The following is a 17700-nucleotide window of genomic DNA, read 5'->3' as shown; positions in this document are numbered from 1 at the left end:
CGCCGTTGCCGCTTCGTCTCGGAAAGGATTGCGACGTGGAATCCGGCTCCCCTGTCGACCTGCGACAGAACCAGCCCCACACTGCCCGCATGTACGACTACTACCTCGGCGGCCAGGACCACTACAGCGCGGATGCGGAAGCGGCCGAGAAGGTCGTGGCGACCTGGCCCGGAGTGCGGGTGGCCGCGCAGCAGAACCGGGCGTTCATCCACCGTGTGACACGGTTCCTGGCGAACGCGGGGATTCGTCAATTCCTCGATATCGGAACGGGTATCCCCACCGAGCCGAATCTGCATCAGGTGGCCCAGCAGGTCGCCCCCGACTCGCGGGTCGTCTACGTCGACAACGATCCGATCGTGCTCGTCCACGCCCGGGCGTTGATGATCAGCTCCCCGGAGGGACGCACCAACTACATCTCCGCCGACGTCACCACCCCCGAAGCGATTCTCGACGCCCCGGGATTGCACGAGACGCTGGACCTGACCCAGCCGGTCGCGGTCAGCCTCAACGCGCTGATGCATTTCGTGCCCGACGAGCACGGCGCCTACGGGATCATCGAGACGCTGATGAAGCGGTTCGTGCCCGGCTCGTACCTGGTGATGACGCATGTCACCCCGGACTTCGATCCGACGGCGATAGCGACGGTGGTCGAGATCTACCGCCGCAGCGGTCTGCCGTGCCAGGTCCGCAGCCGCGACGAGTTCGCGCGCTTCTTCGACGGCATGGAGCTGATCGAACCGGGTGTCGAGGTGCCGCACCGCTGGCGCCCCGACGGTGTCGCACCCGCGAAGAAGATGGACGTGCAGGTGTCCGCCTACGCGGCCGTCGCACGCAAGTAGCCCGGTCCCCGCATCGCCCGGAACAGGCTGTGCCGCAACCGTTTCGGCGGCAGCTGCTCCCGAACGCCGTCCCGCGCTATCGGCACGCGGGACGGCCGAGCGACGATCGGCCGTCGGTGATGCGCAGCGCCTTGAGCCGGGCGTACAGCGTGGTGCGGCTGATGCCGAGTTCGTGGGCCGTCTTGAGCTTGTTGCCCTGATTGCGGCGTAGCGCCTCGACGATGGCATCGCGCTCGGCGCGCTCGCGACCGGAAAGGCGGCGGGCCCGCGAGGACACGCGGTAACGGTCCGGCAGGTCGGCTACCGTCACGTCCCCGCGATGGCGATGCCGCAGCACATGCGCCAGGACGGCCTTGAGTTCGTGCAGGTTGCCGGGCCACGGGTGGGTGGCGAGCAATTCGATCACGCTCGGCAGCAACCGCACATCGGCGGACGGATCGAGCTCGTGCAGCAGGGTTTTCGTGATCGCGGGCAGTTCGGCGACGCGTTCGTGCAGCGGCGCCACGTCCACCCGCTGCACACACCTGGCCGCCAGCGCGGCATGCGCGCCGTGGGTAGTGCGCAGCGGCAGCGAGGTGAGCAACACTCTGCGCCCGCGCGCGGCGTCGATCGCATCGATCAGTTGGTCGACCACCGGCTCCGGCAGGGCATCGACCCCGTCGACGCAGACGGCGCCACCGGGGCCGGACAAGTTCTCCCGCAGCCTGTCGATCCAGTGCTGGGCGCCGTCCGCCGCGACGTCCGCGCATTGATGGAATTCCACGTCTGCGCCGCGCGCCAGCCGCCGAGCCTCGCTGCTGCGGCCGGAGCCTCGTTCGCCGACGATCAGAACCGGTCCCGTCGTCGCCCCTTCCAGCGCCCGGTGCCCGGTGGTGCCCGCCGGCACCCTGGTCACGGTCGCCGCCTCTTCGAGCGGTTCGAAGTGGAACAGCATGCCGGTGCCGGCGCCGGGCGCCTGGGACAGATGAATGCGCACCGCCGCACCGGACGCGAGCCGAACCTCGGTGACGCGCGGATGTGCGGCGGTCCGCTCCGCCAGCAGGCGCAACAGCGCGTAGTCGGACCGGCCGAGCAGATCCACCGCGCTCTTGTTGGTCAGCACGATGTCGTCACCGACCGCGGCGATGGCGCGCCGCTGCCGGGAAACGGTCTGGAACGCGGCCAGCAGCGCACGTTCGGACGCCTTGGCCTGATCCAGCAGCCGTTGTTCGATATCCTGTGCCGCCCGCTGCAGAAACGGGCCGAGCAGCGGATCGGCGTGGGTGTTGGTGCTGGTGATGTCCAAGGCGCCGACCAGGCGGCGGGTGACCGGATGCAGGATCGGGTGACCGTAGCAGGTGAATCCCTTGAAGCGCTCGATGTAGTGCTCGGAGCCGTTGACGGCGATGCCGCGGCGGGTTTCGAGCGCGGTACCCAGCGCATTGGTGCCGAAGGTGTCCTCGGCGAGGCTGGTTCCGCTCCGGATGCCCAGTGTGTCCAGCGCCTGCTCGAAGCGCGGATCGCCGAACCACCGGTAGACCAGCCGGCACTCGCGATCCGCGAGCAGCAGGCTGTAGGCGGTGTCGGCGAGGGCGACCGCCATCTGATCGAGAACCGGCCGCGCGGCCTCGAGCAGCCGGCTGCGCGGATCGACCTCCACCGTGGGCAGATCGGGGAATCCGTCGAATTCGGGTGGTACGCCGGACAGCTTCGAGCGCCGCCACGACAACTCGATCTCCCGGCGCGGCGCCGACGCCGTCGCCTCGCCGCACTGCGATGTCGACATCCGGTACTACCTCCTGTCTGCCGGGCATACCCACGTCGGCCGCGGTTCGCCTGCCACGGTCCCGGGCGGGGACCGCGGCCGCCACCGTGGCGGCGGCCGCGGGGCGGACCTACGATCCGGCGTGGATCACCACACCACGGATATTCTTGCCGTCGCGCAGGTCTTGATAGCCCTGATTGATGTCTTCGAGCGAATATCGCGTGGTGATCAGCTCGTCCAGCTTCAACTGGCCGCTGTCGTAGAGACGCAGCAGCCGCACGATGTCGTACTGCGGGTTGGCGGATCCGAACAGCGTGCCCTTGATGGTCTTCTCGTTCAGGGTCAGCTCGGCGCCGGAGACGTGAACGGTGAGCTTGGCCGGATCGGCCAGGCCCGTGACGACGACCGTCCCACCCTTGCCGATGACGGCGAAGGCGGCCGACACGACCTCCTCGGTCACCGTGCCGACGGTGATGATCGCCTGGTCGGCGCCCTGCCCCCAGGACAGTTCGGCGACCTTCTCGGCCGCCTCCTCGGACGTCGAAAAGGCATGGGTGGCACCCATTTTCAGCGCCGTCTCGCGTTTGAAGCCGACCGGGTCGACCACCACGACGTACTTGGCCCCGGCATGGACGGCGCCCTGCACCGAATTGATGCCCAGCCCGCCGATGCCGTAGACGACGGTGATGTCACCGGCGCGCACATTGCCCGAGTAGACCGCGCTGCCCCACCCCGTCGGCACCCCGCAACCCACGACGACCGCGGTCTCGAGGGGCAGCCAGTCGTCGACCTTCACTACCGAATGCTGCGAGATCGTCGCCCGCTCGGAGAAGGTGCCCAGCATGCACATCGCACCGAAATCCATTCCGCCGGAATGGAATCGGAACGTCCCGTCGGGCATGCAGCCGTCCAGGATGGTCGCACCCATATCGCACAGGTTCTGCCGGCCGGTCGAACAGTACCGGCAGGTGCCGCAGTTGGGAATGAAACTGCACACCACGTGGTCGCCGGGAGCGACCTTGGTGACGCCGGGACCGACCTCCTCGATGATTCCCGAGCCCTCGTGCCCGCCGACGATCGGATAGCGCGGCGGCAGATCGCCGTCGGTGAGATGCAGGTCGGAATGACACAGTCCGGCTGCGGTGTAGCGGATCAGGACCTCGCCGGGGCCGGGCCCGTCCAGGTCGAGTTCCATCAGTTCGAACGGTTTGCCGGGCTCGACGAGTACTGCTGCTGTTGTCTTCACGAAAGTTCTCCTGCGCTGGAATCAGAGGGCGACGTTGACCGACTTGGTCTGCAAATACAGGTCCAGGCCGTCCGGGCCGAGTTCACGGCCCCAGCCGGACTGCTTGTAACCGCCGAAGGGCATCGCGGTGTCGAAGCCGTTGTACTGGTTGATCCACACCGAGCCGGCTTTCAGCTCGCGGGCCACGCGGTGGGCCTTGGAGATGTCACGGGTCCAGATGCCCGCGGCCAGGCCGTAGATCGAATCGTTGGCCTGGTGCGCGGCGGCCGCGATCCCTTCGTCGGCGTCGAACGGAAGCGCCGCCACGACCGGGCCGAAGATCTCCTCGCGCACGATGCTGAATTCGGGCCGCACGTCGACGAAGACGGTCGGTTGCACGAAGTATCCGGTGTCGCCGTGGCGGCCCCCGCCGGTGAGCGCCTTCGCCCCGTCGGCGAGGCCGGCCTGCAGATAGGCGGTGACGCGGTCGAACTGCTCCTGTGACACCAGCGGGCCCAGCTCGGTGGACGGGTCCAAGCCGGGACCGATCTTCACCCGCGAGGCGGCCTCGGCCACCGCGGCGGTGAAATCGCCGAAGATCTTGTCCTCCACATACAGTCGCGTCCCCGCGACACAGCACTGGCCGTGATTGAACAGCCAGGCGTTGAGCGAGCCGGTGACCGCGGCCTCGAAATCCGCGTCGGCGAACACGACGTTGGGGCTCTTGCCGCCCAGCTCCAGCGACACCTTCTTCAGATTGCCCTTGGCAGCGTCGACGACCAACTTGCCGACCTCCGTGGATCCGGTGAAGGCGACCTTGTCGACGCCGTCGTGCGCGGCCAGGGCGGCGCCGGCATCGCCGAATCCGGTCACGATATTGACCACGCCGGGCGGGAATCCGGCCTCCTGGAACACCTCTCCCAGCAGCAGCGCGGTCAGCGGAGTCTGCTCGGCGGGCTTGAGCACCACCGTATTTCCGGCAGCCAGCGCGGGGGCCAGCTTCCAGGCTGCCATCAACAGCGGGAAGTTCCACGGCACGATCAGCCCGCAGACCCCCACCGGCTCGCGCAGGGTGTACGCGTGGAACCGGCTGCCGGGCGGCGCGAACGGCATCGACACATCGACCGTGCTGCCCACGATCTTGGTCGCCCAGCCCGCGTAGTACCGGAAGACGTCGGCCGCCCACGCGGTGTCGACGACGGTGGCGACCGCCGCGGATTTACCGTTGTCCAGCGCCTCGAGTTCGCCGAATTGCTCCGCGCGTTCGGAGAGAAGATCGCCCACCCGCCACAGCAGCCGTTCGCGCTCATTGGGTTTCATCCACTGCCACGGCCCGTTGTCGAAGGCGCGGCGGGCGGCGCGGACGGCGCGGTCCACGTCGGCCGCCTCGCCGTGGGCCACCTCCGCCAGCACACCGCCGTCGGCGGGATTGTGCGTCGCGAATGTCCGACCCGACTGGGCATCGGTCCATTCGCCGTCGATCAGCAGCTGCTTTCGACCGCTGAGTACCGCCCGAACGTCCGCTCGGACCGGGAACTCGGAGACGACCGTCATCGAAACCTCCTGGCTACAACCTGATGTGATGCAAGCCATAGTGGGATGGATCGAGCATCGGGAAGTGTCCAGTTTCTGAACACCCGGCGTGAGCCGGCCGGCAGCGGTCCCGCGCCGGCACCCGTCGGTGTCGTCTCCCCGCCGGTCCGGCGCAGTCAGTCCGCGGCCGGGAGGACGACGACCTTGCCCCGCAACGTTCCCGCGGCCGCCCGGGTGTGCACCGATGCCAGCTCTGCCAGCGGGACACGCTCGTCGACATCGACGATCAACGCGCGAAGGTCCACGCGCGCAACGAGTTCCGCCAGTTGCCGCGCGTCGCTGCGGACGTAGACGTCGACGGCACGCACGCCGCGCGCCGCGTCGGCCGGGGCGGGCATCCACACGGTGGTGCCGACCACGACGCCGCCGTCGCGGACCAGTCCGGCCAGCGCCGCGAACTCGGCCGGATCGATCGGCGCGAGGTTGAGCAGGACGTCGATCGGCTCGGTCACCGCCGCGGTCACCTCGGTGGTGGTGTGGTCGACGACCTCGTCGGCGCCCCGCGCCTCGACGCGCTCGCGGCTGCGCGGACTGCCGGTGGCGATCACATGGGCGCCGGCCGCCTTGGCCAGCTGTACCGCATAACCACCCACGGCTCCCCCGGCGCCACTGATCAGGATCCGTTGCCCGGGCTTCAGTTCGGCGTGGTCGAACAGCGCCTGCCACGCGGTGAGTCCGACCAGCGGCAGCGCGGCCGCATCGGCGAGCGGGATGCTCGCCGGCGCCGCCGCCAGACTCCGCGCGGGGGCGAGCACGTACTCCGCCGCGGCGCCGTCGTCGGTGAACGGCAGGAAGCCGACGACCCGGTCACCGACCTTCGGCTCGTCGACGCCCTCGCCGAGCGCGTCGACGGTTCCGGCGACGTCCAGGCCGGGGATGTGCGGCAGGGCCAGCGGCATCGGGCCCTGCATCAATCCCGCGCGGATATTGCCGTCGACGCCGTTGAACGATGTCGCCGCGACGCGCACCCGGACCTGGCCGGGGCCGGGAACCGGCCGGTCGACGTCCTCGTAGCGAAGGACCTCGGGATCGCCGTACTCGTGGAATCGAACCGCCTTCATCGTGGTGCCTCACTCTCGATGTGATGTGCTTCGAGTTCGAAGCACATCCGTCACGGTAGCAGTGCTTTGAATTCGAAGCAAGAGTTTCGAAATCGAAGCAAGAGTTGTACAGTCGTGCCATGTCCGAGACCCCGCGGCCCCTGGACGCCGTCCAACTGGGCGCGTATTTCGCCCTCATGGAGGTCGCCGGCCTGCTCCGGCACGCGGTCGAGCAGCAGCTGCGAGACGCCGGCGATCTGAGCTACGTGCAGTTCCAGCTGCTGGCGCGGCTCGGTCTCGACTCCCCCACCGGCAGTGAGCGCATGACCGATCTGGCCGACGGCGTCGTCTACAGCCGCAGCGGATTGACCTATCAGGCCGGTCTGCTCGAGAAGGCGGGACTGGTCACGCGCGCGCCCTCCGCGGACGACGAGCGCGGCGTCACGGTCACGATCACCGATGCCGGCCGGGCGCTGCTCGCCGAGGTCCTTCCCGGTCATACCGAGGTCGTCAACCAGCAACTCTTCGAACCGCTGTCCCGCGCGGACACCAAGGCGCTGGCCGAGCTGCTGTCGCCGGTGCGCGACCACATGCGTGCTGCGCCACCCCGCTCGGCAACACCCCGCCGCCGGCGATAACCCATCGGCCCGGCCGCTACGAATCCTTGGTGAGGTGCCCGCACGGCACCGGGCATTCCGGGACGTGTCCTCCGGTGGGAGTTCGCGTCGACCCTCGCGGGGATCAGCGCCGATCGGTCCGCAGCGGTCGCAAGGCAATCCGGCCCAATCAGACTCGGTTCGAACGAGGAGCTGAGGACATGCGCATCGTGGTCGATCTGAATCGGTGTCAGGGGTATGCCCAGTGCGTTCCGCTGGCACCGCAGGTGCTGCGGCTACTGGGCGACGAGGCGCTGGCCTACGACCCCAATCCCGACGACGGGCAGCGCCGCCGGGTCGTGCGGGCGGCGGCGTCCTGCCCGGTTCAGGCCATCCTGGTGGAAACCCACACTCCCGACGAGGCGGAGCCCGCGACATGAGGACCGCCTCGCTGATGGCGGACCTGGTCGACGCCTTCCGGGCCGAAGGCCGCATCGTGATCGTGGGCGCCTCGCTGGCCGGGTTGCGCGCGGCGGAAGCTCTGCGGGAGAGGGGCTTTCACGGAAGCTTGACCATCATCGGCGACGAGCCGCACGAACCGTACGACCGTCCGCCGTTGTCCAAACAGGTTTTGCAGGGATGGGTGCGCGCCGATCACACAGCACTTCCGCGGATGCGGGCCGTCGACGCGGACTGGCGGCTGGGGGTGGCCGCGACCGGCTTGGACCGAGCGAACCGGCAGGTCCTGTTGGCCACCGGCGATGCGGTGCCCTACGACCGGCTGCTCATCGCCACCGGCGTGCGGGCCCGGCCGTGGCCCAACCCGGCCGAGGCCGCCCTGCGCGGAGTGTTCACCGTGCGCACCCGCGAGGACGCTGCGGGGCTGCAGGCAGCGCTGAACGCGAATCCGCAGCGCGTCCTGGTCGTCGGCTCGGGATTCATCGGCTCGGAACTGGCCTCGGTATGCCGCGAGCGCGGCGTGCCGGTGACCGTCGCCGAACGCGGCGGCGGTCCACTGATCGGCCCGCTCGGCGGGGTGATCGGTGATATCGCCGCGCGGATGCAGCGCGGCGCGGGAGTCGACCTGCGCACCGGTGTGTCCGTCCGGTCCCTCGACGGCGACGCCGACGGAAAGGTGCGCCGGGCCTGCCTTTCGGACGGAACCACAGTGGACGTCGATGTGGTGGTCGCGTCGCTCGGGTCGATCCGCAATGTCGAATGGCTGCGCGGCGCCGGACTTGCCGCCGGTTTCTGGGGCGTCGGGTGCGATGCCGGTTGCCGTGCCTTCGACATCAACGGCGTGGTGACCGACAACGTCTTCGTGGCAGGCGATGTCGCACGTCAGCCCCATGTGCTCTACGAGTATCAGTTCATCTCGATGGAGCACTGGGACAACGCGGTATCCGGTGCGCAGGTCGCCGCGAACAACATGATCAGCCTGGAGACCGAACGGCGACCGCATTTGCCGCTGCCGTCGTTCTGGTCGGCGCAATTCGGGGTGAACATCAAGGGTGTGGGCGTGTGCTCGTTCGGCGACGAGATCGCGTTCACCCAGGGATCGCCCGAGGACTTTCGGTTCGCCGCCGTCTACGGCCGCCGGGGCCGCATCGTCGGTGCGGTGACCTTCGATCACGGCAAATGGCTCCCGTACTACGCGGCGATGATCGAACGATCGGCGCCGTTTCCGCCGCCACCGCCGGGCTACGACCGGGCCCCCGATCCGGCACCGATGCCGGCCCGCTTTCCCGATCCGCGAGTGCCGACCGGCATCCCCGACGTGGTGCTGACCGGCCACGACCCCACCTCACGAGGCGCCGAGTTCCATTGAGCGCCGAGTTCCGTCGAGCGAGGAGGCAGTATGACGGCGGCGACCGCCTGGGCCGAGGCGATGACATTCGAACACCGCGCCGACCCGTACCCGTTCTTCGATCAGCTACGCCGGACCCCGGTCGCGCGCGTGGCCGACAACCTGTATGTGGTGACGGGTTATCAGGAACTGCTGGCGCTGGCGCACGACCCGCGGGTCAGCTCCGATATCGGCCGCAGCCCGCTGGGCAACCCCCTGGCAGGGAACGCCGGCGCCGCGAGCACGCCGCCGACTCGGACGCCGAGCATCATCGTCTCCGATCCGCCCGATCACGATCGGGCACGCCGCCAGGTGATGCGCCACTTCGGCCCGCCGCACTCGCCCGATGTCATCCCCGGCATGGAACCCGTCATCGTCCGGTTGTGCAACCGGCTGCTCGACGAATTCGAGGCCGGCGGCACGACCCGAATGGACGTGGTCGACGACTACGCCTACCCCGTACCTGTGACGGTGATTTCCACGATTCTCGGCATCCCGCTCGCGGACGAGCCCCGGTTCCACGCCTGGATCTACGACATGCTCACCGGCACCGATCTGGGCCCGGACGCGCGGACCGCAGAGGGCAAGGTTCGCGCCGGCCGGGCGCACGCCGGCCGTGACGCACTCACCCGATATATGGCCGGCCTGATCGAGCAACTCCAGCGTGCGCCCGGCCCGGGGTTGCTGTCGCGATTGCTGCACGACGACGGCCCCGACGGCCCGATGCCGGTCGGACAGGTGCTGGCCAATGCGGTACTGCTGCTGATCGCCGGGCACGACTCGACGGTCAACACCATCGCCAACTGCGTGCTGACACTGTTGCGCAACCCCGGTTCCTACGCCCAGGTGCGCGACCGGCCACATCTTCTGCCGCGCGCGATCGAAGAGGTCCAGCGGTTGCAGGCCGCGGTGCAGTTCTTCCCCAGCCGCAGCGTCACCGCCGATATCGAGATCGGCGGCACCGTGATTCCGGAAGGGTCCGCGGTGCATCTGGTCTACGCCGCCGCCAACCGCGACCCGAACCGGTTCACCGATCCGAACCGCTTCGACATCCAACGGCCCGACAACGAGCATTTCGGCTGGGGCAGCGGCATCCACACCTGCCCGGGCGGCCCGCTCGCGCGATTGGAAGTCAATCTCGCACTGGAGATCTTCCTACGCCGCGTCGTGACACCGCGGCTGGTCGTCGATCCGCCACCGTATCGGCGCAGCCAAATCTTCCGGGGACCACGACATCTGCTCATCGACGTCGACCACATCGCCGGCCGAGCCGATCGATGACCGCGGCGGAAACCTCCGATCAGGGAGCGACGATGCCGCGGCGGATCTGACCGGGGCTCGGTGTGACTGTGGGCGGCTTGCGATTTCGCGAAGAGCGCAGTTGGTAGGGAACGCTGGTGACCATGACACCCGGTTCGAACAGCAGGCGTGCTTTGAGCCGGAGCGAGCTCTGGTTGTGCAGCAGGTTCTCCCACCAGTGTCCGACGACGTACTCGGGTATGTAGACGCTGACCACGTCCCGGGGCCGCGATCGGCGGACCCGTTTGATGTATTCGACGACGGGACGGGTGATTTCGCGGTAGGGCGACTCGACGACCTTCAACGGAATGCTGACGTCGTGGCGCTCCCACGATTGGGTCAGCGCCCGGGTGTCGGTGTCGTCGACGTTGACCGTGACGGCGGTGAGGGTGTCCGGGCGGGTGGCGCGCGCGAACTGGACGGCCCGCTGAGTTGCCTTGTGCCAGTCCGAAACCAGCACGATCGCATGCACCCTGCCGGGCAGCGTCGTCTCCTCGTCGGGGTCGATGTCGAGTTCGGCGCGCACCGTCGCGTAGTGGGTGTGGATGGAATACATCATCAGCACCAGCAGTGGCATCGCGATGACCACGAGATAGGCGCCGTGACCGAATTTGGTGATCATGACCACGACCAGCACGACGCCGGTGAAGCAGGCACCGAACGCGTTGATCGCCCGGGCCCGGTGGATGCGCCGGCGTTGCCCCGGCGCGGTCACCGCGCGTAGTTCGCGATTCCAATGCCGGACCATGCCGGTTTGGCACAGCGTGAACGAGGTGAACACGCCGACGATGTAGAGCTGGATCAACCTGGTGGTCTGTCCGTCGAAGGCGTAGATCAACCCGGCGGCGACCGCGGCGAGCAGGATGATGCCGTTGGAGTAGGCGAGCCGGTCTCCGCGCGTGTGCAATTGGCGTGGCAGGTAACGATGTTGGGCCAGGATCGAGGTCAGCAGCGGGAATCCGTTGTAGGCGGTGTTCGCGGCGAGGATCAGGATCAACGCGGTGGTGACCATCAGGTAGTAGAAGCCCAGCCTGCTGTCGCCGAAGACCGCCCCCGCGATCTGCGCGATGACGGTCTTCTGGGCGTCGGTGCGGCAATCACCCGGAAAGCCGATCAGGTCGCAGGTATTCTCGGCGACGCGCGTGTGGGTGATCATCGCCAGCGCGGTGACACCGGTGAACATGGCGATCGCCAGCACACCCATCGCGGTCATGGTCCGGGCCGCGTTGAGCGACTTCGGTTTTCGGAACGCGGGGACGCCGTTGGAGATCGCTTCGGCCCCCGTCAGCGCCGTACACCCCGAGGAGAACGCCCGCAGCGCGAGAAATGCCACCGCGGCCGTGCCGAGGCCGGCGTGCGCGGCGTTGATCTGGTAGTGCGCGCTCTCGGCGACCGGTGCGTGCCCGATCAGCGTCTCGACCACACCGATCGAGATCATCACCATGACGCCGGCGACGAAGGCGTAGGTCGGCACGGCGAACGCCCGGCCGGATTCTCGCACCCCACGCAGGTTCATCGCGGTCAGCGCCACGATGAACCCGATATCGATCAGCACCCGATGCGGGTTCAGCGCCGGCGCCGCGGAGATGACGTTGTCCACCCCCGCCGCGACCGATACCGCCACCGTCATCACGTAATCGACCAGCAGCGCCGCCGCGACGACCAAACCCGGTATCGCCCCGAGGTTCTCGGCGACGACCTCATAGGATCCACCGCCCGACGGATAGGCGCGCACGACCTGGCGATACGACAACGCGACCACCGCCAGCAGCACGACGACACCACCGGCCACCCACGGTGTCAGATACAGATAGCTGAGCCCGCCCAGCGTCAGGATGAGCAGAATCTCCTGAGTCGCATACGCCACCGAGGACAGCGGATCACTGGCGAAAATCGGCAATGCCAGCCGCTTCGGCAACAGCGTCTCCCCGAGCCGCTCGCTGCGAAACGGTCGTCCCAGCACCACCCGTTTGGCGACGTCGATCGGTGAAACCACGATTAATCAGCCTAAATCCGGCAAACCCGAACCCAGTGATCGCGAGGCGTAGGGAAAACGTAAAAATCCCGCGCCGCAGCCGCAGACCTCACTCGCCGAGCAGCCGTTCGACGGCGGCACGGGTCGCCAGAGCCCGGGCTCCGTAATCCTCGAAAAGCGCGGGGGTCAGCCGCGACGACGGCCCGGAGATGCTGAAGCATGCGCGGGCCGGCCCGTAGCGCCCGCGCAGGGCCACCGCGACCGCGCAGATTCCGTCGTGCAGCCCTTCGATCGTGGTGGCGTATCCCCGTCGGCGGATGAGAGCGATCTCCTCCCAGAGTTCGTCCGCGTCGGTGATGGTGTGTTCGGTGGTCTTGGCGGGGGCGTGGGACAGGTAGGCCGCGATCCGTTCGTCGGACAGGGTCGCGAGGAACGCCTTTCCGGTCGCGGCGGCGTGCAGCGGCAGCCGGGTGCCCAGCGCCATGAACGCGCGCACCTGGTGCGAACTGTCGAGACGTTCGATGAGCACCAGTTCGTCGCCGTCGGGAACCGCGAGATGCACTGTCTCACCGGTCGACATCTGCAGCGCGGACAGCTCCGGCAGCGCCACCTCACGCAGATTGTCGCGACCCGCGACCGCGCTACCCACCCGGAAAGCCAGACCGGTGATCTCCCACCGTCCTTCCGGTGACGACCGGACCCACCCGGCCTCCTCGAGGGTTTTCAGACAGCGCTGCACCGTACTTTTCGGAACCTCCAGCCGCCGGGCGAGGTCGCTGAGACCCGCGGGCTGCAGCCGCGCCACCTCCTCGAATACCCGCAGGGCGGTCAGCACGCTGTTCACGACCGCGCCCTTGCGCCGAACGCGCGGCGGCACACCCGTTGTTGACGGAGTCGTCTGGAGCTAATACCGTCACTGGTCCATAATGTAGCACATCGGTCCACGATGTGGACCATACACGAGAAAGTGGCCCTCATGCCAGTTCCTCTTCTCACCGGGTTGCAGACCGCAACGGCCGAGTCCCGCCCCGCCGTCACGATCGGCGACATCGCCCTGCGGCCCGATGCGCTGTTGGGCGCGGCGGGCGCGCTCGCGCATCGCCTCGCCGGCGCCGGATGTGTCGCCATCGACGCCCGCCCCAGCGTCGACACCGTGATCGCCGTCGTGGGCTGCCTGCTGGCCGGTGTGCCCGCGGTCCCCGTTCCCCCGGATTCCGGCGCGGTCGAACGCCGCCACATCCTCACCGACTCGGGCGCCGAATTATGGCTCGGCGCAACGGATTCCGATATCTCCCTGCCCGCGGTCACGGTCGACCCGCGCGCCTCCGAATCCTGGACGGGCCCAGAACCCGATCCGGCCACGGCGGCGCTGATCGTCTACACCTCCGGGACCACCGGCGCGCCGAAGGGAGTGGTGCTGTCGCGCGCCGCGATCGCCGCCAGCCTGGACGGACTGCGCGACGCGTGGCAGTGGAGCGCCGACGACGTTGTCGTCCACGGGCTTCCGCTGTTCCACGTGCACGGCCTGGTGGTCGGCGTGCTGGGCGCCCTGCGCACCGGATCGCCGCTGGTCCACACCACTCGCCCGACCCCCGACCGATACGCCGCGGCGGGCGGATCGCTGTATTTCGGCGTGCCGACGGTCTGGTCGCGGGTCTGCGCCGATCCGGATTCCGCGCGGGCGCTCGCCTCCGCTCGCCTGCTGGTCTCGGGGAGCGCGCCGCTGCCGGTTCCGGTGTTCGAAGGGTTGCGGGCGCTTACGGGCAGCGCGCCGATCGAGCGGTACGGCATGACCGAAACCGTCATCACACTCAGCACCCGATACGACGGTGAGCGCCGCCCCGGCTGGGTCGGACTACCGGTGACCGGAGTGAAAACCCGGCTCCGCTCGGACTCCGGCGATACCGTCGGCCACGACGGCGAAACTCTCGGCCGCCTCGAAATCGCCGGGCCCACACTGTTCGACGGCTACCTCCACAACAAGGCCAAGACCGACGAGGTCATGTCGCTCGACGGATGGTTCGACACCGGCGACATCGCCGTGATCGATCCGGACGGCTTCCACCGCATCGTCGGTCGTGAATCGGTCGACATGATCAAATCCGGCGGCTACCGGATCGGCGCGGGCGAGGTCGAACACGCACTGCTGTCGCACCCGGGCGTGCGCGAGGCCGCTGTGGTCGGTGTCCCCGATGCCGATCTCGGCCAGCGCATCGTGGCATATGTCGTCGGCGAGCCCGGAAACCACGACGCCCTCATCGATTTCGTCGCCGGATCACTGGCGGTACACAAGCGGCCGCGTGAGATTCGCATGGTCGAGGCGCTGCCACGCAATGCGATGGGCAAGATCCAGAAGAAGACGCTCCTCAGTGATCACACCCCGCACTGACCGGACATCGTTCACCCGGCTCCGTCACCGCGCCGCCGGCGCCGCTTCGCGGCCGGTTCGGGTTCGGCCTCGTCGCCCTCGGCCGGGAACATGACCGCCGGATTGATGGTGGCCAGGTCACGACTGGCCGCCGCGTAGAGGCCGGTCAGAATGTGCATCGTGCGGACCGCGTGCCGCATTTTCGTTGTCACATCGGATAATTCGGCCAGATTGGCCGTGAGCAGTTCACGCCGCAACGCGGCATAGCGATCGGAGATCTCGCGCCCGGCCTCGGTCACCCGGAACACCGACGAGGTGCCCGACTTGGTGCGCTCGAGCAGACCCAGGCTGACCAGCTTCCGCAGGTTGTACTGCAGATTGGGCAGATCCTCGCGATTGGTCAGCTGCGCGATGGTCGCGGTGTCTTTGGCGCGTTCCTGCATGCGCACGACATGCAGCGCCACGACTTCGTTGAAGGCCAGATCCACATCCCCGGCGATCCGTAACGCCTGCACGGCGAACCGCTCGAACGCGCCCTCGACCTGCAACAGGGCGAATTCGAAGGCGGTCATCGCCTCTTCGTGGGTGTTCTCGGCCAGATGCCAGCGACGTTCCGGATCCAGATTCGCGGGCCGGTCGGCGCCGGCGGCTTCGGTGGCGGTCATAGGACACCAGCCAACACGGGTAACCCGGCCGACCGCAACGTGGAACATGAAATTTACGTTGAAAGTCTATTGATAGTCCACGAAGATTCTGTAATGTGGCTCAGGACACCACGGTGTCCAGCCCACATTCCGCGCCGCATTCCCCGCCGCGCCACTCATCACGGATCAACCACGCACACACCGCGTGGTCCCCACCTCGATGGAGGTTTCTCGATGTCCGCTGACCACTACAACGGCACCTCGGCCGGTGTGACCCGGCACTACGCCCCCTACGTCCAGGCCGACTGGGGCTATGCCAACCACTGGTATCCCGCACTGTTCTCCACCGAGCTCGCCGACGGCACCGTCAAAGGCGTCACCATCGGCGGCCACGACATCGCCCTGCGCCGGTCGGCGGGTAAGGCCTACGCGCTGTCGGATCGGTGTATCCACCGCGGCGTGAAACTGTCGGCGAAGCCCATGTGCCTGTCCGAGGGCACCGTGACCTGCTGGTACCACGGCTACACCTACAGCGTCGACGACGGCAGCCTCACCACCATCGTCGGCAATCCCGACGATTCGCTGATCGGGCGGGCCGCGATCCGGACCTATCCGGTCGAAGAAGTCAACGGCATGATCTTCGTCTTCGTCGGCGACGCGGACTACGGCACCCCGCCGCCGCTCGAGAGCGATCTGCCGATGCGAGTCACCAACGACCCCAACAACTCTCCCGTCGCCCACCTGATGGACGACAACATCATCGTGCGCGGCATCCACCGCAAGCTGGTCGGCAACTGGCGCCTGGCCGCCGAGAACGGCCTCGATCCGGGACATCTGCTGGTGCACTGGGACAACCAGATCCTGGTGGCCCTGGACCGTGCCCTGCCGCTCGGCGTCAATGCCCTCACCGACGACGCGACCGAGGAGATCGACATCCCCAACGGGCCCAAGGGCGTGATGAACCGCTACGACCGGCCCGATCTGTATCAGCCGGTGCTGGAGAACCCGAAGGTCGACATCAAGGCCCGCGGCAACGTTCAGCACTACTTCCGCACCTCGCTGTGGGTGCCGGGCGTGTTGATGGTGGAGCACTGGCCGATCACAGACGTCGTGCAGTACGAGTTCTACGTCCCGATCGACGACCACCACCACGAGTACTGGGAGGTCGTGGCGACCCGCGCCCACACCGACGAGGAACGGGCCGAATTCGACTTCAAGTTCGAGCATTTCTTCAAGCCGCTCGCGCTCGAAGGCTTCAACAACAGCGACGTGTTCGCCCGCGAGGCCACCGAGGAGCACTACACCCGCTTCGACGGCTGGAACAACGAAATGCTCTGCGACATGGACTATTCCATCATCGCGTGGCGCAAGATGGCCGCCCGTCACCTGCGCGGATACTTCGAATCGCCGTATCGGGACGAGGACTGACCGCATGACCATGTCTCCGAGCGAAATCCGCTCCACCGACCGCGCGGACACCGGAACCCATTGTGTCCGTTTGCGTTACACCGACACGGTGAAGGAGATCCACGTACCGGAAGGCATTTCCGTGCTGGACGCCGCCGCCGGCGTGCGGCTGGCCCATCAATGCGGGATCGGCACCTGCGGCACCTGTATCGGCCGGATATCGGCCGGAGACGTGGTCATGCCCGAAGGCCGCGTCTACCCGTTGCGTGCGGACGAATCGGCGGCGGGCATGCGGCTGCTGTGCCAGGCGCGTGCCCGTTCCGACGCCGAGATCGACCTCGACTACCCGGCGGCCCTGCTCGACGAGAACCCGATCATCACGACCGCCACCAAGGTCGCCGGCCTCACCTGGCTGGCCGATTCCGTGGTGGAACTGCAGATCCGGTTGCCGAAGTCGGCGAAATTCTCCTTCCGGGCGGGACAGTACGTGCGGCTGCGGGTGCCCGGCACCAGCGAATGGCGCTCGTACTCCATGGCTTCCGGGGAACGGGAGAAGCGCCGGCTCACCTTCACCGTGCGCGTCCTGCCGTCCGGGGCGATGTCGCACTATCTGCGTGAGCGCGCCGCCGTCGGCGACGAGCTCGAGATGGAGGGCCCGATGGGGTCGTTCGGACTGCGTCCCGAACCCGGTCCGATTCTGATGGTGGCGGGCGGCACCGGACTGGCCCCGATGTTGTCGATGCTCGACACGCTGCAGACCGCACGCGATCGCGACCGCATCGAGCTGGTTTTCGGCTGTACCCGCGGACCCGATCTGTTCCACCTCGACGAGCTCGCGGGACGGTGCAGTTTCACCCCGGGGCTGTCGGTGCGGGTGGTGGTCGACGAGCCGTTCGACCATCCCGACGTGCTCACCGGTAATCCGGTCAGCGTGCTCACCGCGGCCGACGTCGCCGACCCGAACACCAGCGCCTACCTGTGCGGTCCCCCGGCCATGCTCGATGCGGCCCGCGTCCGGCTGAGCGAACTGGGCCTGCCGCCCGAGCGGATCCACGCCGAGCAATTCCTCCCCAGCTGATCACCACCGGCGGCCCGGCCGCCGGTGCGCACAGATTGTGAACGAA

At 68.0% G+C, this 17700-nt stretch carries 15 protein-coding genes; 8 read left to right on the top strand and 7 right to left on the bottom strand.

The window, feature by feature from the left end; all coding sequences use genetic code 11:
• The first annotated feature begins 35 nt into the window (after positions 1-35).
• Positions 36-839 (top strand): SAM-dependent methyltransferase, encoded by an 804-nt coding sequence (locus tag A5789_RS27175; protein ID WP_227463014.1) that lies wholly within the window; start codon positions 36-38, stop codon positions 837-839.
• Between the two features lie 76 nt (positions 840-915).
• On the opposite strand, the gene A5789_RS27170 is transcribed toward A5789_RS27175, so the two are convergent.
• The 4 genes from A5789_RS27170 to A5789_RS27155 form a co-directional block, all read right to left on the bottom strand.
• Positions 916-2604, bottom strand: a complete 1689-nt coding sequence (locus A5789_RS27170; protein WP_064906868.1) for a sigma-54-dependent Fis family transcriptional regulator — start codon at positions 2602-2604, stop codon at positions 916-918.
• A gap of 109 nt (positions 2605-2713) precedes the next feature.
• Positions 2714-3829 (bottom strand): NDMA-dependent alcohol dehydrogenase, encoded by a 1116-nt coding sequence (locus A5789_RS27165; protein ID WP_064906869.1) that lies wholly within the window; start codon positions 3827-3829, stop codon positions 2714-2716.
• Between the two features lie 21 nt (positions 3830-3850).
• Positions 3851-5362 carry an aldehyde dehydrogenase family protein gene (locus A5789_RS27160; RefSeq protein WP_064906870.1) on the bottom strand — a complete coding sequence of 504 codons (1512 nt, stop codon included), beginning with the start codon at positions 5360-5362 and terminating at the stop codon, positions 3851-3853.
• 155 nt (positions 5363-5517) lie between these two features.
• Entirely contained in the window at positions 5518-6462 is a 945-nt protein-coding gene (locus A5789_RS27155) for an NADP-dependent oxidoreductase (RefSeq protein WP_064906871.1), read from the bottom strand.
• Positions 6463-6581: 119 nt separating this feature from the next.
• Here A5789_RS27155 and A5789_RS27150 point away from each other — a divergent pair, with 119 nt between their 5' ends.
• The 4 genes from A5789_RS27150 to A5789_RS27135 all read left to right on the top strand — a co-directional run bounded on the left by A5789_RS27150 (position 6582) and on the right by A5789_RS27135 (position 10164).
• Positions 6582-7079 (top strand): MarR family winged helix-turn-helix transcriptional regulator, encoded by a 498-nt coding sequence (locus A5789_RS27150; protein ID WP_063017208.1) that lies wholly within the window; start codon positions 6582-6584, stop codon positions 7077-7079.
• Between the two features lie 179 nt (positions 7080-7258).
• The gene (locus A5789_RS27145; RefSeq protein ID WP_063017206.1) at positions 7259-7477 is read left to right on the top strand and encodes a ferredoxin; all 219 of its coding nucleotides are present in this window, start codon (positions 7259-7261) and stop codon (positions 7475-7477) included.
• Complete coding sequence (locus tag A5789_RS27140; RefSeq protein WP_064906872.1) at positions 7474-8865, top strand: NAD(P)/FAD-dependent oxidoreductase; 1392 nt, start codon at positions 7474-7476, stop codon at positions 8863-8865. The genes A5789_RS27145 and A5789_RS27140 overlap by 4 nt, the downstream gene beginning before the upstream one ends.
• 30 nt (positions 8866-8895) lie before the next feature.
• On the top strand, positions 8896-10164 hold the full coding sequence (locus A5789_RS27135) for a cytochrome P450 (protein WP_064906873.1): 1269 nt from the start codon (positions 8896-8898) through the stop codon (positions 10162-10164).
• A 19-nt stretch (positions 10165-10183) separates the two neighbouring features.
• Here A5789_RS27135 and A5789_RS27130 read toward each other — a convergent pair whose 3' ends face one another.
• Both A5789_RS27130 and A5789_RS27125 read right to left on the bottom strand, forming a co-directional pair.
• Complete coding sequence (locus tag A5789_RS27130; protein ID WP_064906874.1) at positions 10184-12178, bottom strand: APC family permease; 1995 nt, start codon at positions 12176-12178, stop codon at positions 10184-10186.
• Positions 12179-12266: 88 nt separating this feature from the next.
• Positions 12267-13001 (bottom strand): IclR family transcriptional regulator, encoded by a 735-nt coding sequence (locus A5789_RS27125; RefSeq protein ID WP_063017234.1) that lies wholly within the window; start codon positions 12999-13001, stop codon positions 12267-12269.
• 132 nt (positions 13002-13133) lie between these two features.
• Between A5789_RS27125 and A5789_RS27120 the strand changes: the two genes are divergently transcribed.
• Positions 13134-14546 (top strand): acyl-CoA synthetase, encoded by a 1413-nt coding sequence (locus tag A5789_RS27120; protein ID WP_082857313.1) that lies wholly within the window; start codon positions 13134-13136, stop codon positions 14544-14546.
• Between the two features lie 11 nt (positions 14547-14557).
• Here the strand turns inward: A5789_RS27120 and A5789_RS27115 are convergent, their stop codons facing one another.
• Complete coding sequence (locus tag A5789_RS27115) at positions 14558-15190, bottom strand: winged helix DNA-binding protein (RefSeq protein WP_063017200.1); 633 nt, start codon at positions 15188-15190, stop codon at positions 14558-14560.
• A gap of 213 nt (positions 15191-15403) precedes the next feature.
• Between A5789_RS27115 and A5789_RS27110 the strand changes: the two genes are divergently transcribed.
• Both A5789_RS27110 and A5789_RS27105 read left to right on the top strand, forming a co-directional pair.
• Entirely contained in the window at positions 15404-16597 is a 1194-nt protein-coding gene (locus A5789_RS27110; RefSeq protein ID WP_064906876.1) for a Rieske 2Fe-2S domain-containing protein, read from the top strand.
• Between the two features lie 4 nt (positions 16598-16601).
• Positions 16602-17654: a 2Fe-2S iron-sulfur cluster binding domain-containing protein gene (locus A5789_RS27105; protein ID WP_082940994.1), complete on the top strand. Its 1053-nt coding sequence runs from the start codon at positions 16602-16604 to the stop codon at positions 17652-17654.
• Positions 17655-17700 lie beyond the last annotated feature (46 nt).

This window comes from Nocardia sp. 852002-51101_SCH5132738 (assembly GCF_001665695.1).
Taxonomy (GTDB): domain Bacteria; phylum Actinomycetota; class Actinomycetes; order Mycobacteriales; family Mycobacteriaceae; genus Nocardia; species Nocardia nova.
This window is presented reverse-complemented; position numbering and strand designations above follow the sequence as displayed.